12 protein-coding genes and 1 pseudogene are annotated in these 18,522 nt (G+C 61.5%); 10 read left to right on the forward strand and 3 right to left on the reverse strand.

Going from position 1 to position 18,522, the window contains the following annotated elements:
- Positions 1 to 286 precede the first annotated feature (286 nt).
- The 4 genes from ilvD (at position 287) to HLH25_RS17410 (ending at position 8,589) form a co-directional block, all read left to right on the forward strand.
- Entirely contained in the window at positions 287 to 2,143 is a 1,857-nt protein-coding gene (ilvD, locus tag HLH25_RS17395; protein ID WP_182975279.1) for a dihydroxy-acid dehydratase, read from the forward strand.
- Positions 2,144 to 2,639: 496 nt separating this feature from the next.
- Complete coding sequence (locus tag HLH25_RS17400; RefSeq protein WP_182975280.1) at positions 2,640 to 5,813, forward strand: efflux RND transporter permease subunit; 3,174 nt, start codon at positions 2,640 to 2,642, stop codon at positions 5,811 to 5,813.
- Complete coding sequence (locus HLH25_RS17405) at positions 5,813 to 6,994, forward strand: efflux RND transporter periplasmic adaptor subunit (RefSeq protein WP_182975281.1); 1,182 nt, start codon at positions 5,813 to 5,815, stop codon at positions 6,992 to 6,994. Before HLH25_RS17400 ends, HLH25_RS17405 begins: the two co-directional genes overlap by 1 nt.
- On the forward strand, positions 6,991 to 8,589 hold the full coding sequence (locus HLH25_RS17410; protein ID WP_182975282.1) for an efflux transporter outer membrane subunit: 1,599 nt from the start codon (positions 6,991 to 6,993) through the stop codon (positions 8,587 to 8,589). Before HLH25_RS17405 ends, HLH25_RS17410 begins: the two co-directional genes overlap by 4 nt.
- Positions 8,590 to 8,685: 96 nt before the next feature.
- Here the strand turns inward: HLH25_RS17410 and HLH25_RS17415 are convergent, their stop codons facing one another.
- Positions 8,686 to 9,003 (reverse strand): GNAT family N-acetyltransferase, encoded by a 318-nt coding sequence (locus HLH25_RS17415; RefSeq protein ID WP_182975283.1) that lies wholly within the window; start codon positions 9,001 to 9,003, stop codon positions 8,686 to 8,688.
- An 82-nt stretch (positions 9,004 to 9,085) separates the two neighbouring features.
- On the opposite strand from HLH25_RS17415, the gene HLH25_RS20685 reads away from it, so the two are divergent.
- From HLH25_RS20685 to HLH25_RS17425, 3 genes and pseudogenes are all read left to right on the forward strand, one after another.
- On the forward strand, positions 9,086 to 9,286 hold the full coding sequence (locus tag HLH25_RS20685) for a hypothetical protein (protein ID WP_310889141.1): 201 nt from the start codon (positions 9,086 to 9,088) through the stop codon (positions 9,284 to 9,286).
- A 533-nt stretch (positions 9,287 to 9,819) separates the two neighbouring features.
- Positions 9,820 to 10,236, forward strand: a pseudogene (locus tag HLH25_RS17420) (integrase core domain-containing protein); the annotation flags it as partial.
- A 396-nt stretch (positions 10,237 to 10,632) separates the two neighbouring features.
- Positions 10,633 to 12,048, forward strand: a complete 1,416-nt coding sequence (locus HLH25_RS17425; RefSeq protein ID WP_182975284.1) for a GGDEF domain-containing protein — start codon at positions 10,633 to 10,635, stop codon at positions 12,046 to 12,048.
- Positions 12,049 to 12,061: 13 nt separating this feature from the next.
- Here the strand turns inward: HLH25_RS17425 and HLH25_RS17430 are convergent, their stop codons facing one another.
- On the reverse strand, positions 12,062 to 12,199 hold the full coding sequence (locus HLH25_RS17430; protein WP_182975285.1) for a hypothetical protein: 138 nt from the start codon (positions 12,197 to 12,199) through the stop codon (positions 12,062 to 12,064).
- 486 nt (positions 12,200 to 12,685) lie between these two features.
- Positions 12,686 to 13,780: an ISL3 family transposase gene (locus HLH25_RS17435; protein ID WP_246402670.1), complete on the reverse strand. Its 1,095-nt coding sequence runs from the start codon at positions 13,778 to 13,780 to the stop codon at positions 12,686 to 12,688.
- Positions 13,781 to 14,555: 775 nt separating this feature from the next.
- Here HLH25_RS17435 and HLH25_RS17445 point away from each other — a divergent pair.
- From HLH25_RS17445 to HLH25_RS17455, 3 genes are all read left to right on the forward strand, one after another.
- Positions 14,556 to 16,652 (forward strand): putative bifunctional diguanylate cyclase/phosphodiesterase, encoded by a 2,097-nt coding sequence (locus tag HLH25_RS17445; protein ID WP_246402651.1) that lies wholly within the window; start codon positions 14,556 to 14,558, stop codon positions 16,650 to 16,652.
- Between the two features lie 209 nt (positions 16,653 to 16,861).
- Positions 16,862 to 17,986 carry a phytanoyl-CoA dioxygenase family protein gene (locus HLH25_RS17450; RefSeq protein ID WP_182975287.1) on the forward strand — a complete coding sequence of 375 codons (1,125 nt, stop codon included), beginning with the start codon at positions 16,862 to 16,864 and terminating at the stop codon, positions 17,984 to 17,986.
- Between the two features lie 70 nt (positions 17,987 to 18,056).
- On the forward strand, positions 18,057 to 18,521 hold the full coding sequence (locus HLH25_RS17455) for a nuclear transport factor 2 family protein (RefSeq protein ID WP_182975288.1): 465 nt from the start codon (positions 18,057 to 18,059) through the stop codon (positions 18,519 to 18,521).
- Position 18,522: the final 1 nt, after the last annotated feature.

An 18,522-nucleotide genomic window follows, 5' to 3' on the forward strand; every position in this document is an offset into this window, starting at 1 on the left:
GGGTTGAGCAAAGGCGGAAGGGACCCATGCTCCCAAACGGGCTCCAGACCCTCGGGGGGGACGGGCTCCCTTCCGCTATACATCCTCGCACATCACCAACAGACAGGGGGGCCGGCCGCGGAACAATGGCTGCATCCGTTCATGATGGCGTGAGAACACGGCGGGGATAGCGTGGTGCTTCACGGCGAGGGGAAACGTCTCATATAAGGGGGGCGCGCCGGGACTCGGCGCACCGGGGCCGCATCCCCGCAACGATCCGCCCCTGTCCGGAAAGGCTTTACATATCATGCCCGCCTATCGCTCCCGCACCACCACGCATGGCCGCAACATGGCCGGGGCCCGCAGCCTGTGGCGTGCCACGGGCATGCAGGATTCCGATTTCGGCAAGCCGATCATCGCCATCGCCAATTCCTTCACCCAGTTCGTGCCGGGGCATGTCCACCTGAAGGATCTGGGCCAGCTCGTGGCCGGCGCGGTGGCCGAAGCAGGTGGAATCGGGCGGGAATTCAATACCATTGCGGTCGATGATGGGATCGCCATGGGGCATGGCGGCATGCTGTACAGCCTGCCCTCGCGTGAGTTGATCGCCGACGCGGTGGAATATATGTGCAACGCCCACTGCGCCGACGCGCTGGTGTGCATCAGCAATTGCGACAAGATCACGCCCGGCATGCTGATGGCGGCGATGCGGCTGAACATCCCCGCCATCTTCGTCTCGGGCGGCCCGATGGAGGCCGGCCGGATAACGGAAGGCGGCATCGAACGGCATGTGGACCTCGTGACGTCGATGGTCTCGGCGGCCGATCCGCGTGTCAGCGATGCCGAATCCCAGTCGATCGAACGGTCGGCCTGCCCGACCTGCGGATCGTGCTCGGGCATGTTCACCGCCAATTCGATGAACTGCCTGACCGAGGCGCTGGGCCTGGCGCTGCCGGGCAATGGCAGCCTGGTGGCGACCCATGCCGACCGGCGCGAACTATTCCTGGAGGCCGGGCGGCGGATCGTTGGCCTGGCCCGTCGCTGGTACGAACAGGACGATGCAAGTGCCCTGCCGCGCGGCATCGCCACCATGGAAGCGTTCGAGAACGCGATGACGGTCGATATCGCCATGGGCGGTTCGACCAACACCGTGCTGCATCTGCTGGCTGCCGCTCATGAGGGCGGGGTGCCGTTCACCATGGCCGATATCGACCGGCTGTCGCGTCGGGTGCCGCATCTGTGCAAGGTCGCGCCGTCGAAGGCCGACGTGCATATGGAGGACGTACATCATGCGGGCGGTATCTTCGCCATCATGGGCGAACTGAACCGGCTGGGTCTGCTGCACCGCGAGGTGTCGATGGTGCATGCGCCATCGCTGGCTCAGGCACTGGAACAGTGGGACGTGACGGCGCCTGACGCGGCCGATGAGGCGAAGACACTGTTCCGCGCGGCACCGGGCGGGGTGCGCACCACGCAGGCCTTCTCGCAGGCCAGCCGATACCGTGCGCTCGACCTCGACCGGGCGGACGGTGCTATTCGCGATGGCGCACACGCCTTCAGCCAGGATGGCGGGTTGGCGGTACTGTACGGCAACATCGCCGAAGACGGTGCGATCGTGAAGACGGCCGGCGTGGCGGCGGGCCTGCTGCGCTTCAAGGGGCCGGCGCGGATATTCGAGAGCCAGGACGACGCTGTGTCGGCCATCCTGGGCAACCGGATCGTGGCGGGCGATGTGGTCGTGATTCGCTATGAAGGCCCCAAGGGCGGCCCCGGCATGCAGGAAATGCTGTATCCGACCAGCTACCTGAAATCGAAGGGGCTGGCCGAATCCTGCGCGTTGATCACCGATGGCCGCTTCTCGGGCGGCAGTTCGGGCCTGTCCATCGGCCATATCTCGCCCGAAGCGGCGGAGGGCGGGGCGATCGGCCTGCTGCGCGAAGGGGATGTGATCGAGATCGATATTCCCGGCCGGGTCCTGCGCGTCGACCTGCCGGACGCGGAACTCTCCGCGCGCCGGTTGCAGATGGAAGAGACGGGGGAGGCCGCCTGGCAGCCCGATCGCACACGCTCCGTGTCGGTCGCGTTGCAGGCCTATGCCGCGCTGACCACCAGCGCCGCGCGGGGCGCGGTGCGCGATGTGGGGCAGCTTCGCCGTCGCGGATAAGTCGCGGATAATATGTCGGGCAAAGAAAGCGGCCGGGGAAACTCGGCCGCTTTCTTGTCATTACAACGTAATGATGTCTGTTTTATGTTACGTTGCGCAATAAATTTCCATAAAATGATGAAGAGTTGGGCATAAAATGGCCCTATCTGTGCGATGACACGGGCTTCATGAAATTTGTTTTCAGAACATGGACATTTTTTCATACATGTTTTGAAATATACCTATGTATAGGCTGTTGAGAGACAGCGTCGCTCTGACGGGCACGCACGCACGGGGAGCTCGAGATGACTATCACACTGCATAATCCCTGATCTAAGCAGGAAACTTGTCCCGCGCCCGGCGCGGTGACCTGGCCGACGCGGCCCTGGCGGCAGCAGGTGTGCCGATAATTGTTTCTGATGAGAAATAATTTGACACATCCCGTCTTCCGGATCCGGCCGTGCGGCCTGTTTCTTCCTGATGCTGGTAAAAGCCCTGGACGGGGAAAAGCTCACATATGAATGCAATCGTCGTGACGGCGCTGCGGCGGCCGTACACCTTTGTCGTTCTGTCGATCCTGATCGTTTTGTTCGGCGTCATGTCCGCCCTCAAGACGCCGACAGACGTCTTTCCCAATATCAAAATTCCGGCGATCGCCGTGGTATGGACCTATGGCGGTCTGCTGCCCGACGAGTTCGCGGCCCGCGTCATGTACAATTACGAGCAGGGCGTGACCTCGACGGTCGAGGGAATCGAGCACATGGAGTCCGATTCCTATTACGGCCGTGGCATCGTGAAGATCTTCTTCCAGCCCGGCACGGATATCGGATCGGCCGAGGCGGATGTGACCGCGATCTCGCAGACCGTGCTGATGCAGTTGCCGGAGAAGATTCCGGCGCCGATGATCATGAAGCTGGAGGCGTCTTCGGTTCCGGTCATCACGCTTGAACTGACCTCCGATACCATGACGCCGTCGGACCTGTTCAAGCTGGCGCAGATCCGCGTGCGTACACTGCTGGTGACCGTCCCCGGGGCGATCGTGCCGCATCCCTACGGCGGCATGGACGCCTTCGTGATGTTCGCACTCGATCAGAAGCAGTTGCAGGCGCACCATCTGTCGGCGATGGACGTGCAGAATGTTCTGGACAAGCAGAACATCGTCCGCCCAGCCGGCGACCAGAAGATCGGGTCGACCGACTGGATGGTCGCGACCAATGCCCAGCCGAGGTCGATGGAGGAACTGGCCAACATCCCCATCAAGCGTGTCGGCAATTCCGTCATCTACATGCATGACCTCGGACAGGTGTATCGTGGGGGCCATCCGCAGACCAACCTCGTGCTGGTAAAGGGGCGGCAGGCCGTCATCATGGTCGTGATGAAGAGCGGCGAGGCCTCGACGCTGGACGTGGTTTCGGGTGTGAAGGCATTGATGCCCCGTCTGCAGAAGGTCATTCCGTCGACAGCGCATATCTCGGTGCTGAACGATGCGTCCGGCTTCGTGCGGGATTCGATCGTCGACGTGCTGCGCGAAATGGTGACGGCGGCGTTCCTGACCGGACTTGTGGTGCTGCTGTTCCTGGGTTCTTGGCGCTCGACGATCATCATCGCTACCTCGATCCCGCTGGCGATCCTCTGCGCGGTCATCTGTCTGGGCTGGGCCGGGCAGACCATCAACGTCATGACACTGGGCGGCCTCGCCCTGGCAGTTGGTATCCTGGTTGATGACGCCACCGTCATGATCGAGAATATCGATACCCATCTGGAAATGGGCAAGGAACTGGAGGTCGCGATCATCGACGCGGCCAACCAGATCGTGATCCCGACCTTCGTTTCGACGACCTGCATCTGCATCGTCTGGCTACCGTTGTTCGAACTGGGCGGCGTTGCGGGCTGGCTGTTCATGCCGATGGCCGAAGCCATCATCTTCGCGATGATCGCCTCCTTCATCCTGTCGCGCACGCTGGTGCCGACGATGGCGAAGTTCCTGCTCGCCGGGCAGACGCACGGTGCCCATGGGCACGACGGGCACGAGGACCACCTCCAGGGCGGGAATATCTTCTCGCGCTTCCAGAGGGGGTTCGAGCGCCGTTTCACGGCCTTCCGTGAGGCCTATGGCAGATTCCTCGAGCGTTCGATCGCCCGCAGGGGGCGGTTCGTCTCCATCTTCCTCGGCGCGTCCGTCCTGTCTCTCGGACTGTATATCGTGGCGGGTCGTGATTTCTTCCCCGAAATCAAATCCGACCAGTTGCAGATGCATATGCGTGCCCCCCTGGGGACCCGCATCGAGGTGGCTGGACGAATCGCGACGCTCGTCGGCGACCGCATCCACCAGTTGCTGCCCGGCAAGGTCGATGACGTGGTGAGCAATTGCGGCCTGCCGGAAGGGCCTCATAACCAGGCATTCATTCCGACACCGACGATCGGGACGCAGGATTGCGACCTGACCATCACGCTGACCAATGCCGAATCGCCGGTCTGGGATTATCGCGCCGTGCTGCGCAAGGGCCTGTCGGCGAGCTTCCCCGGCACCGTCTTTACCTTCCAGCCCGCCGACTTGACGGCGCGCATCCTGAATTTCGGTTCCCCGGCGCCGATCGATATCAAGATCGCGGGACCGGAACTGGGCAAGAGCTATCAGTACGCCCTGGAACTGGTGAACAAGCTGCGCCTCGTCCCCGGCGCCAGCGACGTGACATTGCAGCAGACGATGAAGACGCCGACGCTGTTCGTGCAGGGCGACCGGAGCTTCAGCCAGGCGACCGGTGTCAATGCGGCTGACTTGGCGGACAACGAATTGATGACCCTGTCGGGCAGTTCGACGGTCGATCCGCAATATTGGTATGATCCGGTCTGGGGCGTCACCTTCCTGCTGAATACGTATGTGACGCAGAACCAGTTGACGCATTTCAATGACCTCCTGTCGATCCCGGTCGACAAGGGAGACGGCGATCCCTCGGGCAAGGGCATGCAGTTGCTCGGCGCGATCAGCACGATTACGGCGAAGGGGACGCCCGGACAGGTTTCGCATTACAATTCGATGCCCGCCTTCGACATCTACGTGTCGGCGGAAGGCACCGATCTGGGCAGCGTGCTGGCCGGCGTCAACAAGGTCATCGCGCAGACGGCCGCTGACGTGCCGCGCGGCGCGGCTGTGGATGTCGAAGGGCAGGCCACGACGATGCGCAGCGCCTATGTGCAGTTGGTTGGCGGTCTCGCCGTCTCGATCGCGCTCATCTATCTGCTGATCGTCGTCAATTTCCAGTCCTGGCTCGATCCGTTCATCATCATCTCGGCTCTGCCGGGGGCGCTGGCGGGTATTGCCTGGAGCCTGTTCCTGACGCATACGCACCTGTCCGTGCCAGCCCTGACAGGTGCCATTATGTGCATGGGAACCGCGACTGCGAACTCGATCCTGGTCGTCTCTTATGCCCGTGAACGTTTTGAAGTGCACGGAGATGCGTTGAAGGCGGCATTGGAGGCGGGATACGGGCGTATCCGTCCCGTCCTGATGACGGCGGCCGCCATGATTGTCGGCATGGTGCCGATGTCGATCAGCAACTCGCAGAATGCGCCGCTGGGCAAGGCGGTGATCGGCGGCTTGATCGTTGCCACCATTTCCACGCTTCTGTTCGTTCCTTGTGTCTACGCGATTATCTACAACCGCTCGTCGAGCCGGAAGGAGACCGTCTGATGGCTTCCCTGTCACGCAACACCCTTCTGGCCGCCGGGGCATGTGTCCTGGTCGGGCTGGTCGGCTATCAGGTGGTCACCCGGGTTCACGCGGTGACGGAACTGCGCGCCGAGACAGTGCGCAATGCGCTGCCCGACGTCGCGGTGATCCAGGCGAAGCCTTCGCCCAAGACCGTGACCCTGACCCTGCCGGGGAATATCGACGCCTGGTACCAGGCCCCGCTGTTTCCGCAGGCATCGGGCTATGTGAAGATGTGGTACAAGGATTACGGCGCGGAAGTGAAGAAGGGCGACGTCCTGGCCGAGATCAACGCTCCCAGCCTGGACGCGCAATACGCCCAGGCCAAGGCCGATCTGGCGGAGGCACAGGCCAAATACAACCTGGCCGTCGTCAGCGCCAATCGCTGGCGGGCCATGGCCAAGTCGCAGGCGGTATCGGGCCAGTCGGTCTCGGTGGCCGATGCGAACGAGAAGGCCGGGCTGGCGATGATGCAGGCGGCCGAGCACAAGGTCGATCAGTTCGAGGCGCTGGAACGCTTCAAGACCATCGAGGCGCCGTTCGACGGCGTGGTGACGTCGCGCGATATCAATGTGGGCGATTATGTCAGCAGCGGGACGGGCGAGCACGGCAGCAATGGCGATGCCAGCCAGCTCTTCACCGTATCGGACATGCACAAGATGCGCCTGTTCGTGTCGGTGCCCGAGACGTTCTCCTATATTCTTAAGCCAGGCATGACGGCGGAGGTCAGCGTTCCGCAGTTTGCAAACCGGACCTTCAAGGCCGATTTCCTGACCATCGCGCGGGGATATGATCCCAACACCCGCACGGCGATTACGGAATTTACCATAGATAACGACAGGCATGAGCTGTGGCCCGGCACTTTCGCATCGGTGAAGATGACCGCACCCTCGACGCCAGGCGTGTTCCAGATTCCGACGGCCGCCCTCGTGTTCGAAGAGAAGGGCATGCAGGTCGCGGTGCTGGATGCCAACGATGTGGTGCATTACCACAACATCCAGGTGGGGCGGATGGCCGATGCCGAGACCGACGTGACGTCGGGGGTCTCGCCCTCTGACCGGATCATCAACAACCCGCCGGCGGACCTGCTGGAGGGGCAGAAGGTGCATGTCGTCCAGCCGGCCAAGGGGTACGACCAGGAAAACGAGGAAATCGAGGGATGATCATGCGGTCTCTGCGCCGGACCATGCTGTCCGGCGGGGCGATGCTGTCGCTGGTGGCGCTGTCTGCCTGCGATCTGGCGCCCGCTTACCATCCCCCGACCTATATCGTGCCCGCAAGCTGGCATGGTCAGGGGGCGTTCGCCACCGCGACGCCGGCGGACACGCAACTGCCTTCCAACTGGTGGACACTGCTGCATGATCCGCAGCTCGACGCTCTGGAAGACAGGGCCGTTGCCGCGAACGCGGATTTGCAGGCGGCGGCCGAACGCTTCGTCCAGGCGCGGGCCATGGTCATGAGCGCGCGCGCGGACCTGCTGCCGCATTTCGGTCTGGCCTTCGGGGCGTCGGACAACAAGCAGTCGGCCGACCGGCTGTTCCGTTATAAGGGAGCGTTGACGCAGACTGACGAGTTCTATGGCGGCCTGGCGTCGTGGGAGCCGGATTTCTGGTCGGAGATCCGCAACCAGGTGCGCATGGCGAAGTTTTCCGCCCAGGAGAAGGCAGCCGATTACGCCGGTGCCCGACTGAGCCTGCAGTCGGAACTGGCCAGCGATTATGTCGCATTGCGTGGCTATGACGCGCAGGATGCGATCTATCGCAAATCTATCGCCTATTACCAGCAGGCCCTGAAGGTGACGCAGACGCAGCTCGTCAACCAGGCGGCGCCGCGTCTCGACCTCGCCCGTGCCCAGAACCGCCTGTATGTGACCCAGGCGGCGGAACTGGACATCCAGGCCGAGCGTGAGGTGACGGAACATGCGATCGCGGTACTGACCAACAGCGCACCGTCCGATTTCCACATCGCGCCGACCGATACATTGACGTTCGTGCGCGCCCATATCCCGGTCGGTGTGCCCTCCGACCTGTTGCAGAGGCGCCCCGACGTCGCTTCGGCAGAACGCGAGATGGCACAGGCCAATCGCGCCATCGGGGTTTCGCGGGCGGCGTTCTATCCGCATATCTCGCTCCATGCCAATGGTGGGTTCGATGCCAATGGCTTCGATCTGGCCAATCTGGCAAACAGCATGTGGTCCTATGGTGCTTCCGCCTCGATGCCGATCTTCGAGGGCGGCATGCGCCGCGCGGCCTTGCAGGCATCCTGGGCCAGCTATCGCGAGACGCGCGATCATTACCGGTCTTCGGTGCTCGCGGCGTTCCGCGAAGTGGAGGACGGGCTTTCGCGCACCAACCGGCTGTGGGCCGAGAATGACCGCCTGAAGGCGGCGACGTCCGCGGCGCTGGACATGCAGACCATGACCATGACCCTCTACAAGGGGGGAGTGTCCGCCTATCTGGACGCGATCATCGCCCAGGAAGCGGCACTGGAGGCCCAGATTGCGCAGGTGCAGGTCGAGACACGCTATTTCCAGGCGGAAATCGGACTCATCCGCGCGCTTGGCGGTGGATGGAACGACCGGCTGCTGCCGACGCCGGACCAGACGATGACGTTCTCGGTGCTGCAATATGACGGGCTGCATCATCCCGCTCCGACCGGTGGCATCGACAGCGTGCGGGACGAGACACCGTTCGACAATCTGAGCGGCGGGGCCCCGGCACTCGACATGGGGACGACATCGGTCCAGACTGGGCGTTAGCTGCTGGCCGGAAGGGTGAAACCGAGGAAGGTGGGGCGATTTTATCGCTCCGCCTTTTTCGTTCTCGTGCCGTGGGACGAGATACGCCCTCACTTGTCATGTGGCTGAGAAGATGGCGGCAGTGACGGTCTGGAAGGGCGTAAAGCCCAGAGGTCTGTAAAGGGCAATCGCGCCACTATTGGTTGTATGGCAATGCAGGAAGGGTATGGTTCCGCGCGCCAGGATACGGGTCGCGACTTCCCGCATGAAGAAACCGGCAGAGCCGCGGCCACGACGGTCGGGATGGGTGTATATGCCACTGACCTCGACATACTCTGCCGGTTGCGTGCGTTCGTCGCCTTTCGTGACCTGGATTGGCAATCCTGCCAATATCAGCGGGCGGCGAATCGTTGCTGGTTCCAATCGCGCGAACATGCACAATTCGGACGGCCGGTATCTGGTTGAGGCGTTCGAGCGGGATGTGACGAATGGCTGCCTCCCGTAAGTGTCGTGGATCGTGCCGCCCGCTGTCCTTTCGGAACATCCCGATGCGCCGCCCGGCTATGGGGAAGTTCTGATCTCGCGCCTGATGGATATTTTTGTGCGGCATCCGGATGTCTGGGCGAAGACGGCTTTTTTGACCAGGTGCCGCCTCCTGTTTGCCGCCTTGGGGGAGGAGGGGAGTGAGCAGCATTCCGCTGACGGGCGAGGTGTATGATGGTGTACCGGTGGACCTTGGCCCCAGGGTGCCGGCTCTTCTGATATAGCCCGGGATTACGGGAGGCTGGGTCAATTCGCAGGTCATGGCCAGAGGGCCTGCTGGATACGGCGGTCTATCCGGCCCGACCCCGGGCTTCGTGCCGCCTGTCGCCGCCAGGCATTCCCGATCCGCAGGTTCTGCCCGGTATGAAGTCGGGTCGCGCCCGGTTTGGCCCCTTCCTTTATGATCTGCATGCCGATCTGGAGGCTGATGGCAGGATTCGGCTGGCCTGTGCCGGGCGCACAGGAGGCTGTGTTCCTGGAGTGTGCGTCCTTACACGGTCGGGGCCGAGGACAGCCATGTCTTTGCGTGCGCGGGAGATGGGCCGGTGACGATACATGCCCCCAACGGCTTCTATCGACGTTTTGCGATCTGCGTCGTCGGATTCGCGGTGACCTTGGGAGAGGGAGTATCTTCAGATGCGGTCATGCTGCGATTGGGCCTGCATGCCAGCGTCGTGGACACGATTGTGATCACGGACGTTTACAGGGAGACGCGGCGGGAGATGGTTGTCTCCCGCCTCCCGGTTTTCTGAGCGCTGCTTTGGCGGATTCGCCGAAAAAGGAGCAACCGGACTTTCCCTGCGCCACGATCACGGCAGCCAGTATATGTCCGATGATTTCCAGAACGAAATTCGCTTCCTCGGCATCGAAAGTTCGCCCGCCTTCGTCCGAGCCCCGGAGGGCAACGGATGCGCCGAACGCTTCATCCGGACCCTGAAGGAAAACCTGCTCTGGGTCCGGACATTCGATACCGTCGAGGAACTTCGACAGGCATTGCTGGAATTCCGCGATCTATACAATGAAACCTGGCTCATCGAACGGCACGGCCTCCTGTCTCCTGTCTCCTGTCTCCTGTCTCCTGCCGCCGTGCGCGCCAAAGCCCTTTCCAGCGCGGCTCTCGCCGCTTACGTTCCAACCAAATGTCTCAAAAACCGAGGCCAGTACAGTTGTGCCTCCGCAGGGATCGGTCGAAGTCACGATTGATATCGGTCGGAGCGACCATTGATATGATCTGACGTTGGAGTTGGAACTGGGAGCTGGCCGTGTTTTCCGCTTTGCTGGTCATTGCGAGAGCGGGCGGCCCAGCGGCACTGATCCTGCCATCGGCGGGGAGGCGCGACTATCTGAACGCCTGATCCGGGACGCGGCTGACAGACGGCATCGCGCCCGTGTGTTGAATAGCGTTTATTTTTGATGGTTATCGGGGTACTAATTGTACTAGGCATGCTGTGCGGGGGGGCTTGATTGAGCTGGAGACCTTATCGTTCAGCGGAAATCAGACGCGGTAATGGAACGGCCGCGATGCTTGTGGCGGTTTTTGGCCTAAGTTGCCTGATCTCCCGTTTCTTCGTCACGGATGCATTCGGCTATTCTTCCTTCTGGCCGCCGAATGCGGCGATGTTGGTCGCTCTGTTGCGCTTGCGCCCGCGTATGGCCGCTTTGGTGCTGGTGGCGTGTCTTGCTCTTAATTTCGAGATCAACAGTTTTGCCGGCGGCTTGTCGCCAACCGTGAGCTTTCTTGCCTGTGCGCTCAATGTCGTGCAGGTGCTTGTCGCGGCACCGATGACGCGCCGATTCTGCGGGGCGACGATCGATCTCACCCGACCGCGCCGGTTTGCGGCGTTTACCATCATCGCGCTGCTGTCTGCGGCCATCGAGGCGGCGATTGGAGTCGCCACCGAGTATATGCTGCTGGGTGATGCCACGCCACCAGTTCGTGAATGGATGCAATGGGTTCTGTGCGATGCGTTGGGGCTGCTGCTGGCTACGCCCGCCGTTCTGGCGCTACTCCGCTATGCGCGGCCGGGACAGGTGGTCTGGCGGGTCGAGAAAGAGAACGTTGCCCTGCTGGTGTCGTGTATCATGTTGACGATCCTCAGCTTCGTCTGGGGACGTTCTCCGCTATTTCTGTTTCTCTATCCGGCGTTGGCGATGCTCGCCTTTCATGCAAGGCCGGCGTGGAGCTTGACGGCCGTTTTCTTCGTCTCGACCTTTGCCTCGGCCCTGTCGGCGTGGGGACTGGGGCCGATCGCCCGATTGTCGCCGGACGGTAGTCTGATGCGCGAGGGCATGATGCAGCCGTACCTGTTCTCGCTGTTGCTGGTCGTGCTGCCGATCAATAATGCGGTGGGCGAAAAGCGGCGCGATACCCGTAGGCTTCTGATGATGAAGGCTAATCTGGAACATGCAGCGACTCATGACATGCTGACATCGACCATGAATCGGCAGAAATTCGAGACGGTGCTGAAGTCAGTGGTCGACGCGATGCAACCGGGTGTGGTTCTCTTCATCGACATCGACGATTTCAAGGGGGTTAATGACAGTCTAGGGCATCAGGCGGGAGATGCATTCCTCAAGGCGTTCAGTGTCCGGCTGCGCGACCTTGTGTCGTGGCGTGGCGGCTGTGTCGGCCGGTTTGGCGGCGATGAGTTTGCCGCATTCATTCCAGGTGCGTTTTCCGCCGTGGAATGTGAGGCACTGTGCATCATGGTCTCGGATGCGCTGCGGACGCCTTACTGCATTGCAGGCGTCACGCGGTCGGTTACGGCGAGCATCGGCGCGGTGATGACCGGAATGGACCGCATCACCGCCGATGAACTGATCCATCGCGCCGATACCGCCCTCTATGCGACAAAGGCGGCCGGTCGTGATGGCTATATGCTTTTCAGGGAACCTGCCGCGGATCTTGTCCCTTTTCCTGTGAGTGAAACGCGGTAAGGCAGCGGGTGTTTCAGGCCGCCCGGACCGGGCGGAGGGGGATATCGTCCAGCCCGAAGGCTTCTGCCGCCTGAATGATGTCATTGAAATGCCTGCCGCGCGCGGGCGGATGGGACAGGACGGTGCGGATCGTCAGGTCGGGACCGATCACATGTTGATTTGCGTTGAGAAGTGACCCTTTTGGGGGTTCATCCGCACTTTGCGTGCAGGACACGGGCGCGGAGGAGTTTGAAACCTGCTCTGCCGAACATGGTGCGCTTGATCATCTTGAGGCGGCCGATCTGCCCTTCGACGGGACTGATGGTCCAGGGGGGGTATGCAACGCGGCCTGAACGGCAGAGAGGTCTCGCCGCAAGCCATTTACAAGACGGGATAAAGGCGTTTTCTCTCCTTCTTCGAGAAGAGCTTCCAGAGGTGTTTGTGATTTTTTGGTAAAAAGGTCCTGCATGTCTCTTACCCAGGCCGTGGCTTGCGCAAGCGCTGGCGCATCTGTCATCAGGCGTTGGATAAACAGGACGTCTTTTTCCGACCGATTGTCGGATCCAGTCGTAAGCATCCGTGCCAGATTTCTGCCCATGGGCATGGGCTTGGCTGGCACAGGATGACATGCAGTTGCCGAGGACCGTCTCGATACAATCTAGTCCCTGACGCTGCCATATCGGCCGGAGAAACCCATGGCCATGATTTCGCGATGCAGACGAGCTGCATTGTGACATCCTTCCATCAGGCGTTGATCGAGATAGGCGGCATAGGGGACCATGATGCCGGGCCGAAAGATGCGACGCTGCCATGTCGAGGGGGGACCCTGTCGCAACCACCGCCGGACAGTCTTGCGTTCCGCGCCGATTGTCTGCGCGATACGGCTGATCGTCTGTCCCTTCGCCCGCATGGCGACTGCCTGCCGGTATTGCTCTTCTCTCTCTCCATGACGGGCGTGACTGGACGCAACGGGCCCGGCCTCACCCGGATTGCTCACTATTTCCGCGTCGATCGGCTGTTCGACCGGAGATACCTCATTCGTGATATCGGCCATGATGCGTCTGGCCAGGGCGGTGTGCCGATCGACGACGGTCAGGAAGGCATCATGGAGATTACGGATCAGATGCCATCGATCCGCGACCTGGATGGCTGCTGGGGCACCCTGCCGAATGCCGTCGGCATAGGCTCCTGCGCGATCGCGGGCGACAATCTCAATGCCGGGATGATCGCGGAGCCACGCCGCGAGTGTGCTGCCCTGCCGATCGGCCAGCAGATCGACCACCTTGTTTCGTTCGAGATCCACGAGAATGGTGCCATAATGATGACCACGCCGCCAGGCCCAGTCGTCGACGCCGAGAACACGGGGCGTTTCATGCCGTTCGGTAATCGGAACCATCCTGACGATACGCCGTATCAGCGTGTCGGCGCTGACCGGGCAGCGCAGGCGCGTCGCCATACGGGCGCCCGCGCTCCCGCCCAGTGCGCAGGCCGCGTCGAAGTGGAGGTCTGTCAGCCGGGACGTCTGCCGCGCGTAGGGAGCCGCGAATCCCCCCAATGGCTCGACGAAAGTGCGGCACCGACATCCTTTATCGGTGCAACGGAAACGTCGCACTGTCATCGACAGGGAAACACGACGTCCATGCGCCGGCATATCGGCGAGCTTGCGAACGTAATGACTGTGAAGCCGATGCGATAGCGTGCCACAATCCGGACAGGCTGCTCCATGAGAACGGGATTTCGTCTCGACCTGCATACTGTCGGCTACAATGACCGCACGACCAGACGACAAGGACGAGGGGAGATCAAGGGCACGAAATCCGGATCAGTGGCAGATCCTCAGCCATTCCCAAATCTACGGCCGCCGTACAATCACCTCCTGCACGCAAAGTGCGGATGAACCCAGTTCTCGGTGAAAATTAACAATCTCGGGCGTTGCCGGGCGGCTGACGATCGTGACAACACGGGGGACTGAGAGTTTAGCTGCTTCGTGCGTCATCAACTGCACGGGGTCGGTCACCGACTACCGTCGGGTCGAATCTCCCTTGCTGCGGATGCTGTTCCTGGAAGGATACGCGGTTGCGGAGGATATGGAGGCGACGTTGGTGACTGATGCGCACGGTGCGCTTGAGGACGCATCTGGTGCCTGTTCGCGCGTGCCGTACGCGATCGGGCCGAGGCGGGCGGGGACCTTGTTCGAAACGACGGCGATTCCCGAGATTCGGCAGCAGGCTCGCGATCTGGCGCGGCATCTGACAGGGATGTGCTCGTAAGCGGCGTTGTTGTGCAGGTGGCACCGGCGAAGATCGGGTATGAGAGAGTGGACAATGAAATCGTCAGTTGCGATATATAATCAGGACAGCATTGACACGTTCGGATGACGTTCTGGCCAGATGATCATGGGAGCCTGGCTGAAATAAAAAATTCTTGTTCAGGTCGGATATGCATAATTGTTTGCATGGGGTTCTATATTTTTATTCTTTAAATAGGGTGTTCTGTAATTCGCTGCAAATGCATTTGAAGGTTCCACGATGACGATGCAGGAGAATGGTGCGGTGGCCGCGCAGACGATGCGCGATATCGCGGCCGTGGTGCCCATCCTGCCGGAAACGGCCGTTGGCGGGGATGTCATGCAGTATTTCGAGCGTGATCCCGACCTGCTGTATATTGTGATCGTCGATCACGGCGGACGCGCGCTGGGGCTTGTCGACCGTCACACTTTTCATGTGCGGATGGCCGGCCAGTATGGATATTCGGTCTATCATCGGCGCCCGGTCACGCTGCTGATGGATCCGCGCCCGACCATCGTGGAGGCTGACGTGCTGGTGGCGGACTTTCTACCGCAGGCACTGGGGGCGAACGCCTCGGAACTGCTGCTGGGCTTCATTGTGGTCGAACGCGGGATATGCCTGGGGGTAGGGTCGGCTATTGATCTGGTTCGTCACGCGCATGCCGCCAAACAGACGGCGCTCTCCGAACTGCGCATGGCGACGGACAGGCTGCATGTGGCGAATGAGAAGATCCTGCGTGACAAGCTGTTCATCGACCGGATCGTCCAGAATGTGCCGTCGCCGCTGATCGTCCGGTCGGTTGTGGACGGGGACGTCATTCTGATGAACCGCGCGGCAAAGCGGTTCGAGGACTTCGCCCTGTCTGAAAAGATGATTGGTATGGCATCCTGCATGACGGATGGGGTGCCGGCGGATGACGGGCAGGCGACCATGGAGTGTTCCCTGGACGACCCACAGGGAAACCGGCGGGACCTGATCATCAATCGCCTGCTGATCGCTGATCAGTCGGGGACGCCGTTATGGGATCTGTATGTTTTTGATGACGTGACGGTTTATCGGGATAACGAGCGGCAGATCGAGCGGCTGGCTCATTATGACAAGGTGACCGACCTGTGCAATCGCCGGCTGTTCAGCGTGCAACTGGAGGCGTTGTGCGGCGAAAACAGGCAGGGCGTTCTATTCTATATCGACCTTGATTATTTCAAGACCGTAAATGATGTCCATGGTCATGCAGCGGGAGACGCCCTGCTGCGCCTGGTGGCCGGCCGTCTGCGTGAGCACAGCCGGCCCGGCGACCTGATTGCCCGTCTTGGTGGGGATGAATTCGCCATTCTGTGGCCCAATACCGCCTCGCCGTTGGAAATCGACGGGCGGATGACGCCGCTCCTGGCGTCGCTGAGCGCGCCCTATCAGGTGGATGGCAAGCGGATTGTGATCGGGGCCAGTATCGGGTCTGCCCGTTTTCCCGAAGATGCCGACAGTGCGGAGACCCTACTGCAGCATGCGGACATGGCGATGTATCGCGCTAAGGCCCAGGGGCGGAACCGCTTCGCCCAGTTCCAGGCCGCGTTGAGCGAAGAGGTGAGAAGTGCCGCGATCCTGACCGGGGAGTTGCGCGATGCGCTGGCGACCGATGCCCTGACCGTGCATTTCCAGCCGATCTACGATCGCACGGGCCGCCAGGTGACGAGTTGCGAGGCCCTGGTACGCTGGCGGCATCCGGTGCATGGGCTGATCATGCCGGACCAGTTCATTGCGCTGGCCGAGCAGAACGGGTTGATCCACACGCTGGGGCAGTGGGTTCTACAGGCCGCGTGCCGTGAGGCGGTAGCCTGGCCTGCTGGCGTGAGGGTGGCGGTGAACGTGTCGCCAATCCAACTCGGCGATGCGGCCTTTCCCGACATGGTGTTGAGAATCTTGCAGCAGACCGGCCTGCCGGCGCATCGGCTGGAAATCGAGATTACCGAAACATCTTTCCTGAAAAATGAAAAATCGAATCAGGCCGCGCTGCGCAGGCTGGTCGAGATTGGTTGCCGACTGGTACTGGACGATTTTGGGACTGGCTATTCCTCGTTGAAATATCTCTGGTCCTTTCCGTTCAGCAAGATCAAGATCGATTGCGGATTTGTCCAGGCGATGTCGCAGGACAAGGTTCTCAGGATCACGCAGACCATTCTCAGCCTCGCCCATTCTCTGGAACTGTGTGTCACGGCTGAAGGGGTGGAAACGGACGAACAGCATAGGCTTCTCGCCGGGATGGGCTGCGATGAGGTCCAGGGCTATCTGTTCGGGCGGCCCCGGCCGGTGGAAGAGCTTTTATCCTGTCTGGGTGCCTGATCGGCATGCGGAGTCGGTGAGGAGGAACGGGGCGGGATCGCGCCTGGGGCCGTCGTTTTTCTGGTGGAAATTTCTTTTATGATTCAAGTGCATTAGCGCGCGATTTTGCATCATATTCTGATGATGCTATTGCATCTTGCGTGGTGCAGCGAGACTGCAACTTCAGGAGACGGGGAGCGTTCCTTCGCCGTTATGGCCGACCGGATATTATGCATAAGATCATCAAGACTGTTCTGACCTATCCCGTGTGGGTATTTCAGCTTTTCACCGGCACGAAATCCTTTCGCGATAATCCCTTGATCGGTAGCCGCCGGCTGAATGAGACGGGCCTTCACGTGGTGCGCCAGAGCCTGGCCCATCGGGCTGCTGCCTGGCGGCGGCGGCGGCTGAGGCGCGGAATTCCTCCGCATCTGCTCGCCGAGTTCGATCGCGACGGGTTTGTCGTTATTCGCGATTTCCTGCCGGCGGAGACGTTCAGGCAGATTCTGGAGGATGTCCGGCAGTATCGCGGGGAAGCGCGTGAGACCATTCAGGGCGATACGGTGACGCGTCGCATCGCGCTGGAGCCCTGTGTCCTGACCCGCATGCCCGGCGTGCGGCGGTTGCTGGACCTGCCGCTTCTGGGGCGGCTGATCCGACTGGCCGGCAGCCGGGATTGTGAGCCGCTTTATTATGTCCAGACGATTCTGCCCCATGCCGTTACCGGCGACCCAGATCCGCAGCTTCAGTTTCATGCCGATACGTTCCACCCTACCGTCAAGGCGTGGTTCACCCTGACCGAGACGGCGGATGAGAGTGGCCCCTTTGTGTACGTTCCCGGATCGCACCGGCTGAACCCGGCGCGGCAGGCCTGGGAAAAGCGGATGAGCCTGGAGGCGGCGGGTTCCGGCGATCGTCTGAGCGGGCGGGGATCTTTCCGTGTCGACGCGGAAGCGATCGCTGCGATGGGCTACGCGGCCCCGCGCGCCGTGGCCGTGCCCGCCAATACGCTGATCGTCGCCGACACCGGCGGCTTTCATGCGCGCGGTGTCAGCGCGGAGCCCGGTATCCGGGTGGAGATCTGGGCGTATGAACGGGGCAATCCCTTCTTTGCGCCCTTGATTGATCTGTGGCGCATCCGGGCGATCGGGCGGCGCCGGGCATCCGTGATGTGGGCGTTCCATGACTGGCTGGAGGAAAGTGGGTTCGGGGTACATGTCTGGCGGAAGCGCGGCAATGTCGGCGCTTTCGACCGCGACGTGGGAGGGCATGAGATGCTGCATATTGCCCCCGGCGCGCCGGGTTGGTTCGGACAGGTGAGTGCGCATATGCTCCGGCGGCTCGTGCGCCGGTAGGCTTGCTTCCTGGACGGGTTTTTGTAGCATAATTCGGTGCATATCACTGTTCATTGCCAGGAAAAATGCAATGCATCTTCCACCGTTTCCTCCCTTCACGGCCGAAACGGCGCGGCAGAAGGCCCGATTGGCCGAAGACGCATGGAACAGCCGAGACCCGCAGCGCGTGTCGCTGGCCTATACGCCGGATTGTCGGTGGCGGAACCGGGCCGAGTTCATTCAGGGGCGCGAGGAGATCGTGGCGTTCCTGCCGCGCAAATGGGAGCGGGAACAGGATTACCGGTTGATCAAGGAGGTCTGGGCCTTTGCCGGCGACCGGATGGCCGTTCGCTTTGCCTATGAGTGGCATGATAGTGGCGGCCAGTGGTTTCGCTCTTACGGCAACGAGAACTGGGAATTCGGCGAGGACGGGTTGATGCGTCGGCGGATCGCCTCGATCAACGATCTGGCCATCCGGGAGGAAGACCGAAAATTCCACTGGCCGTCCGGCAGGCGGCCCGATGATCATCCGTCGCTCAGTGAGCTTGGATTGTGAC

Origin of the sequence: Gluconacetobacter dulcium, assembly GCF_014174165.1 — a bacterium.
GTDB lineage: Bacteria > Pseudomonadota > Alphaproteobacteria > Acetobacterales > Acetobacteraceae > Gluconacetobacter > Gluconacetobacter dulcium.

Bases quoted from the DNA above. Each gene is read 5' to 3' on its own strand.
- HLH25_RS17405 (WP_182975281.1), top strand. From the start codon at position 5,813: ATGGCTTCCCTGTCACGCAACACCCTTCTGGCCGCCGGGGCATGTGTC.
- HLH25_RS17455 (WP_182975288.1), top strand. From the start codon at position 18,057: ATGCATCTTCCACCGTTTCCTCCCTTCACGGCCGAAACGGCGCGGCAG.
- HLH25_RS17400 (WP_182975280.1), top strand. From the start codon at position 2,640: ATGAATGCAATCGTCGTGACGGCGCTGCGGCGGCCGTACACCTTTGTC.
- HLH25_RS17425 (WP_182975284.1), top strand. From the start codon at position 10,633: ATGCTTGTGGCGGTTTTTGGCCTAAGTTGCCTGATCTCCCGTTTCTTC.
- HLH25_RS17410 (WP_182975282.1), top strand. From the start codon at position 6,991: ATGATCATGCGGTCTCTGCGCCGGACCATGCTGTCCGGCGGGGCGATG.
- HLH25_RS17435 (WP_246402670.1), bottom strand. From the start codon at position 13,780: ATGCAGGTCGAGACGAAATCCCGTTCTCATGGAGCAGCCTGTCCGGAT.
- HLH25_RS17445 (WP_246402651.1), top strand. From the start codon at position 14,556: ATGACGATGCAGGAGAATGGTGCGGTGGCCGCGCAGACGATGCGCGAT.
- ilvD (WP_182975279.1), top strand. From the start codon at position 287: ATGCCCGCCTATCGCTCCCGCACCACCACGCATGGCCGCAACATGGCC.
- HLH25_RS17450 (WP_182975287.1), top strand. From the start codon at position 16,862: ATGCATAAGATCATCAAGACTGTTCTGACCTATCCCGTGTGGGTATTT.
- HLH25_RS17415 (WP_182975283.1), bottom strand. From the start codon at position 9,003: ATGTTCGCGCGATTGGAACCAGCAACGATTCGCCGCCCGCTGATATTG.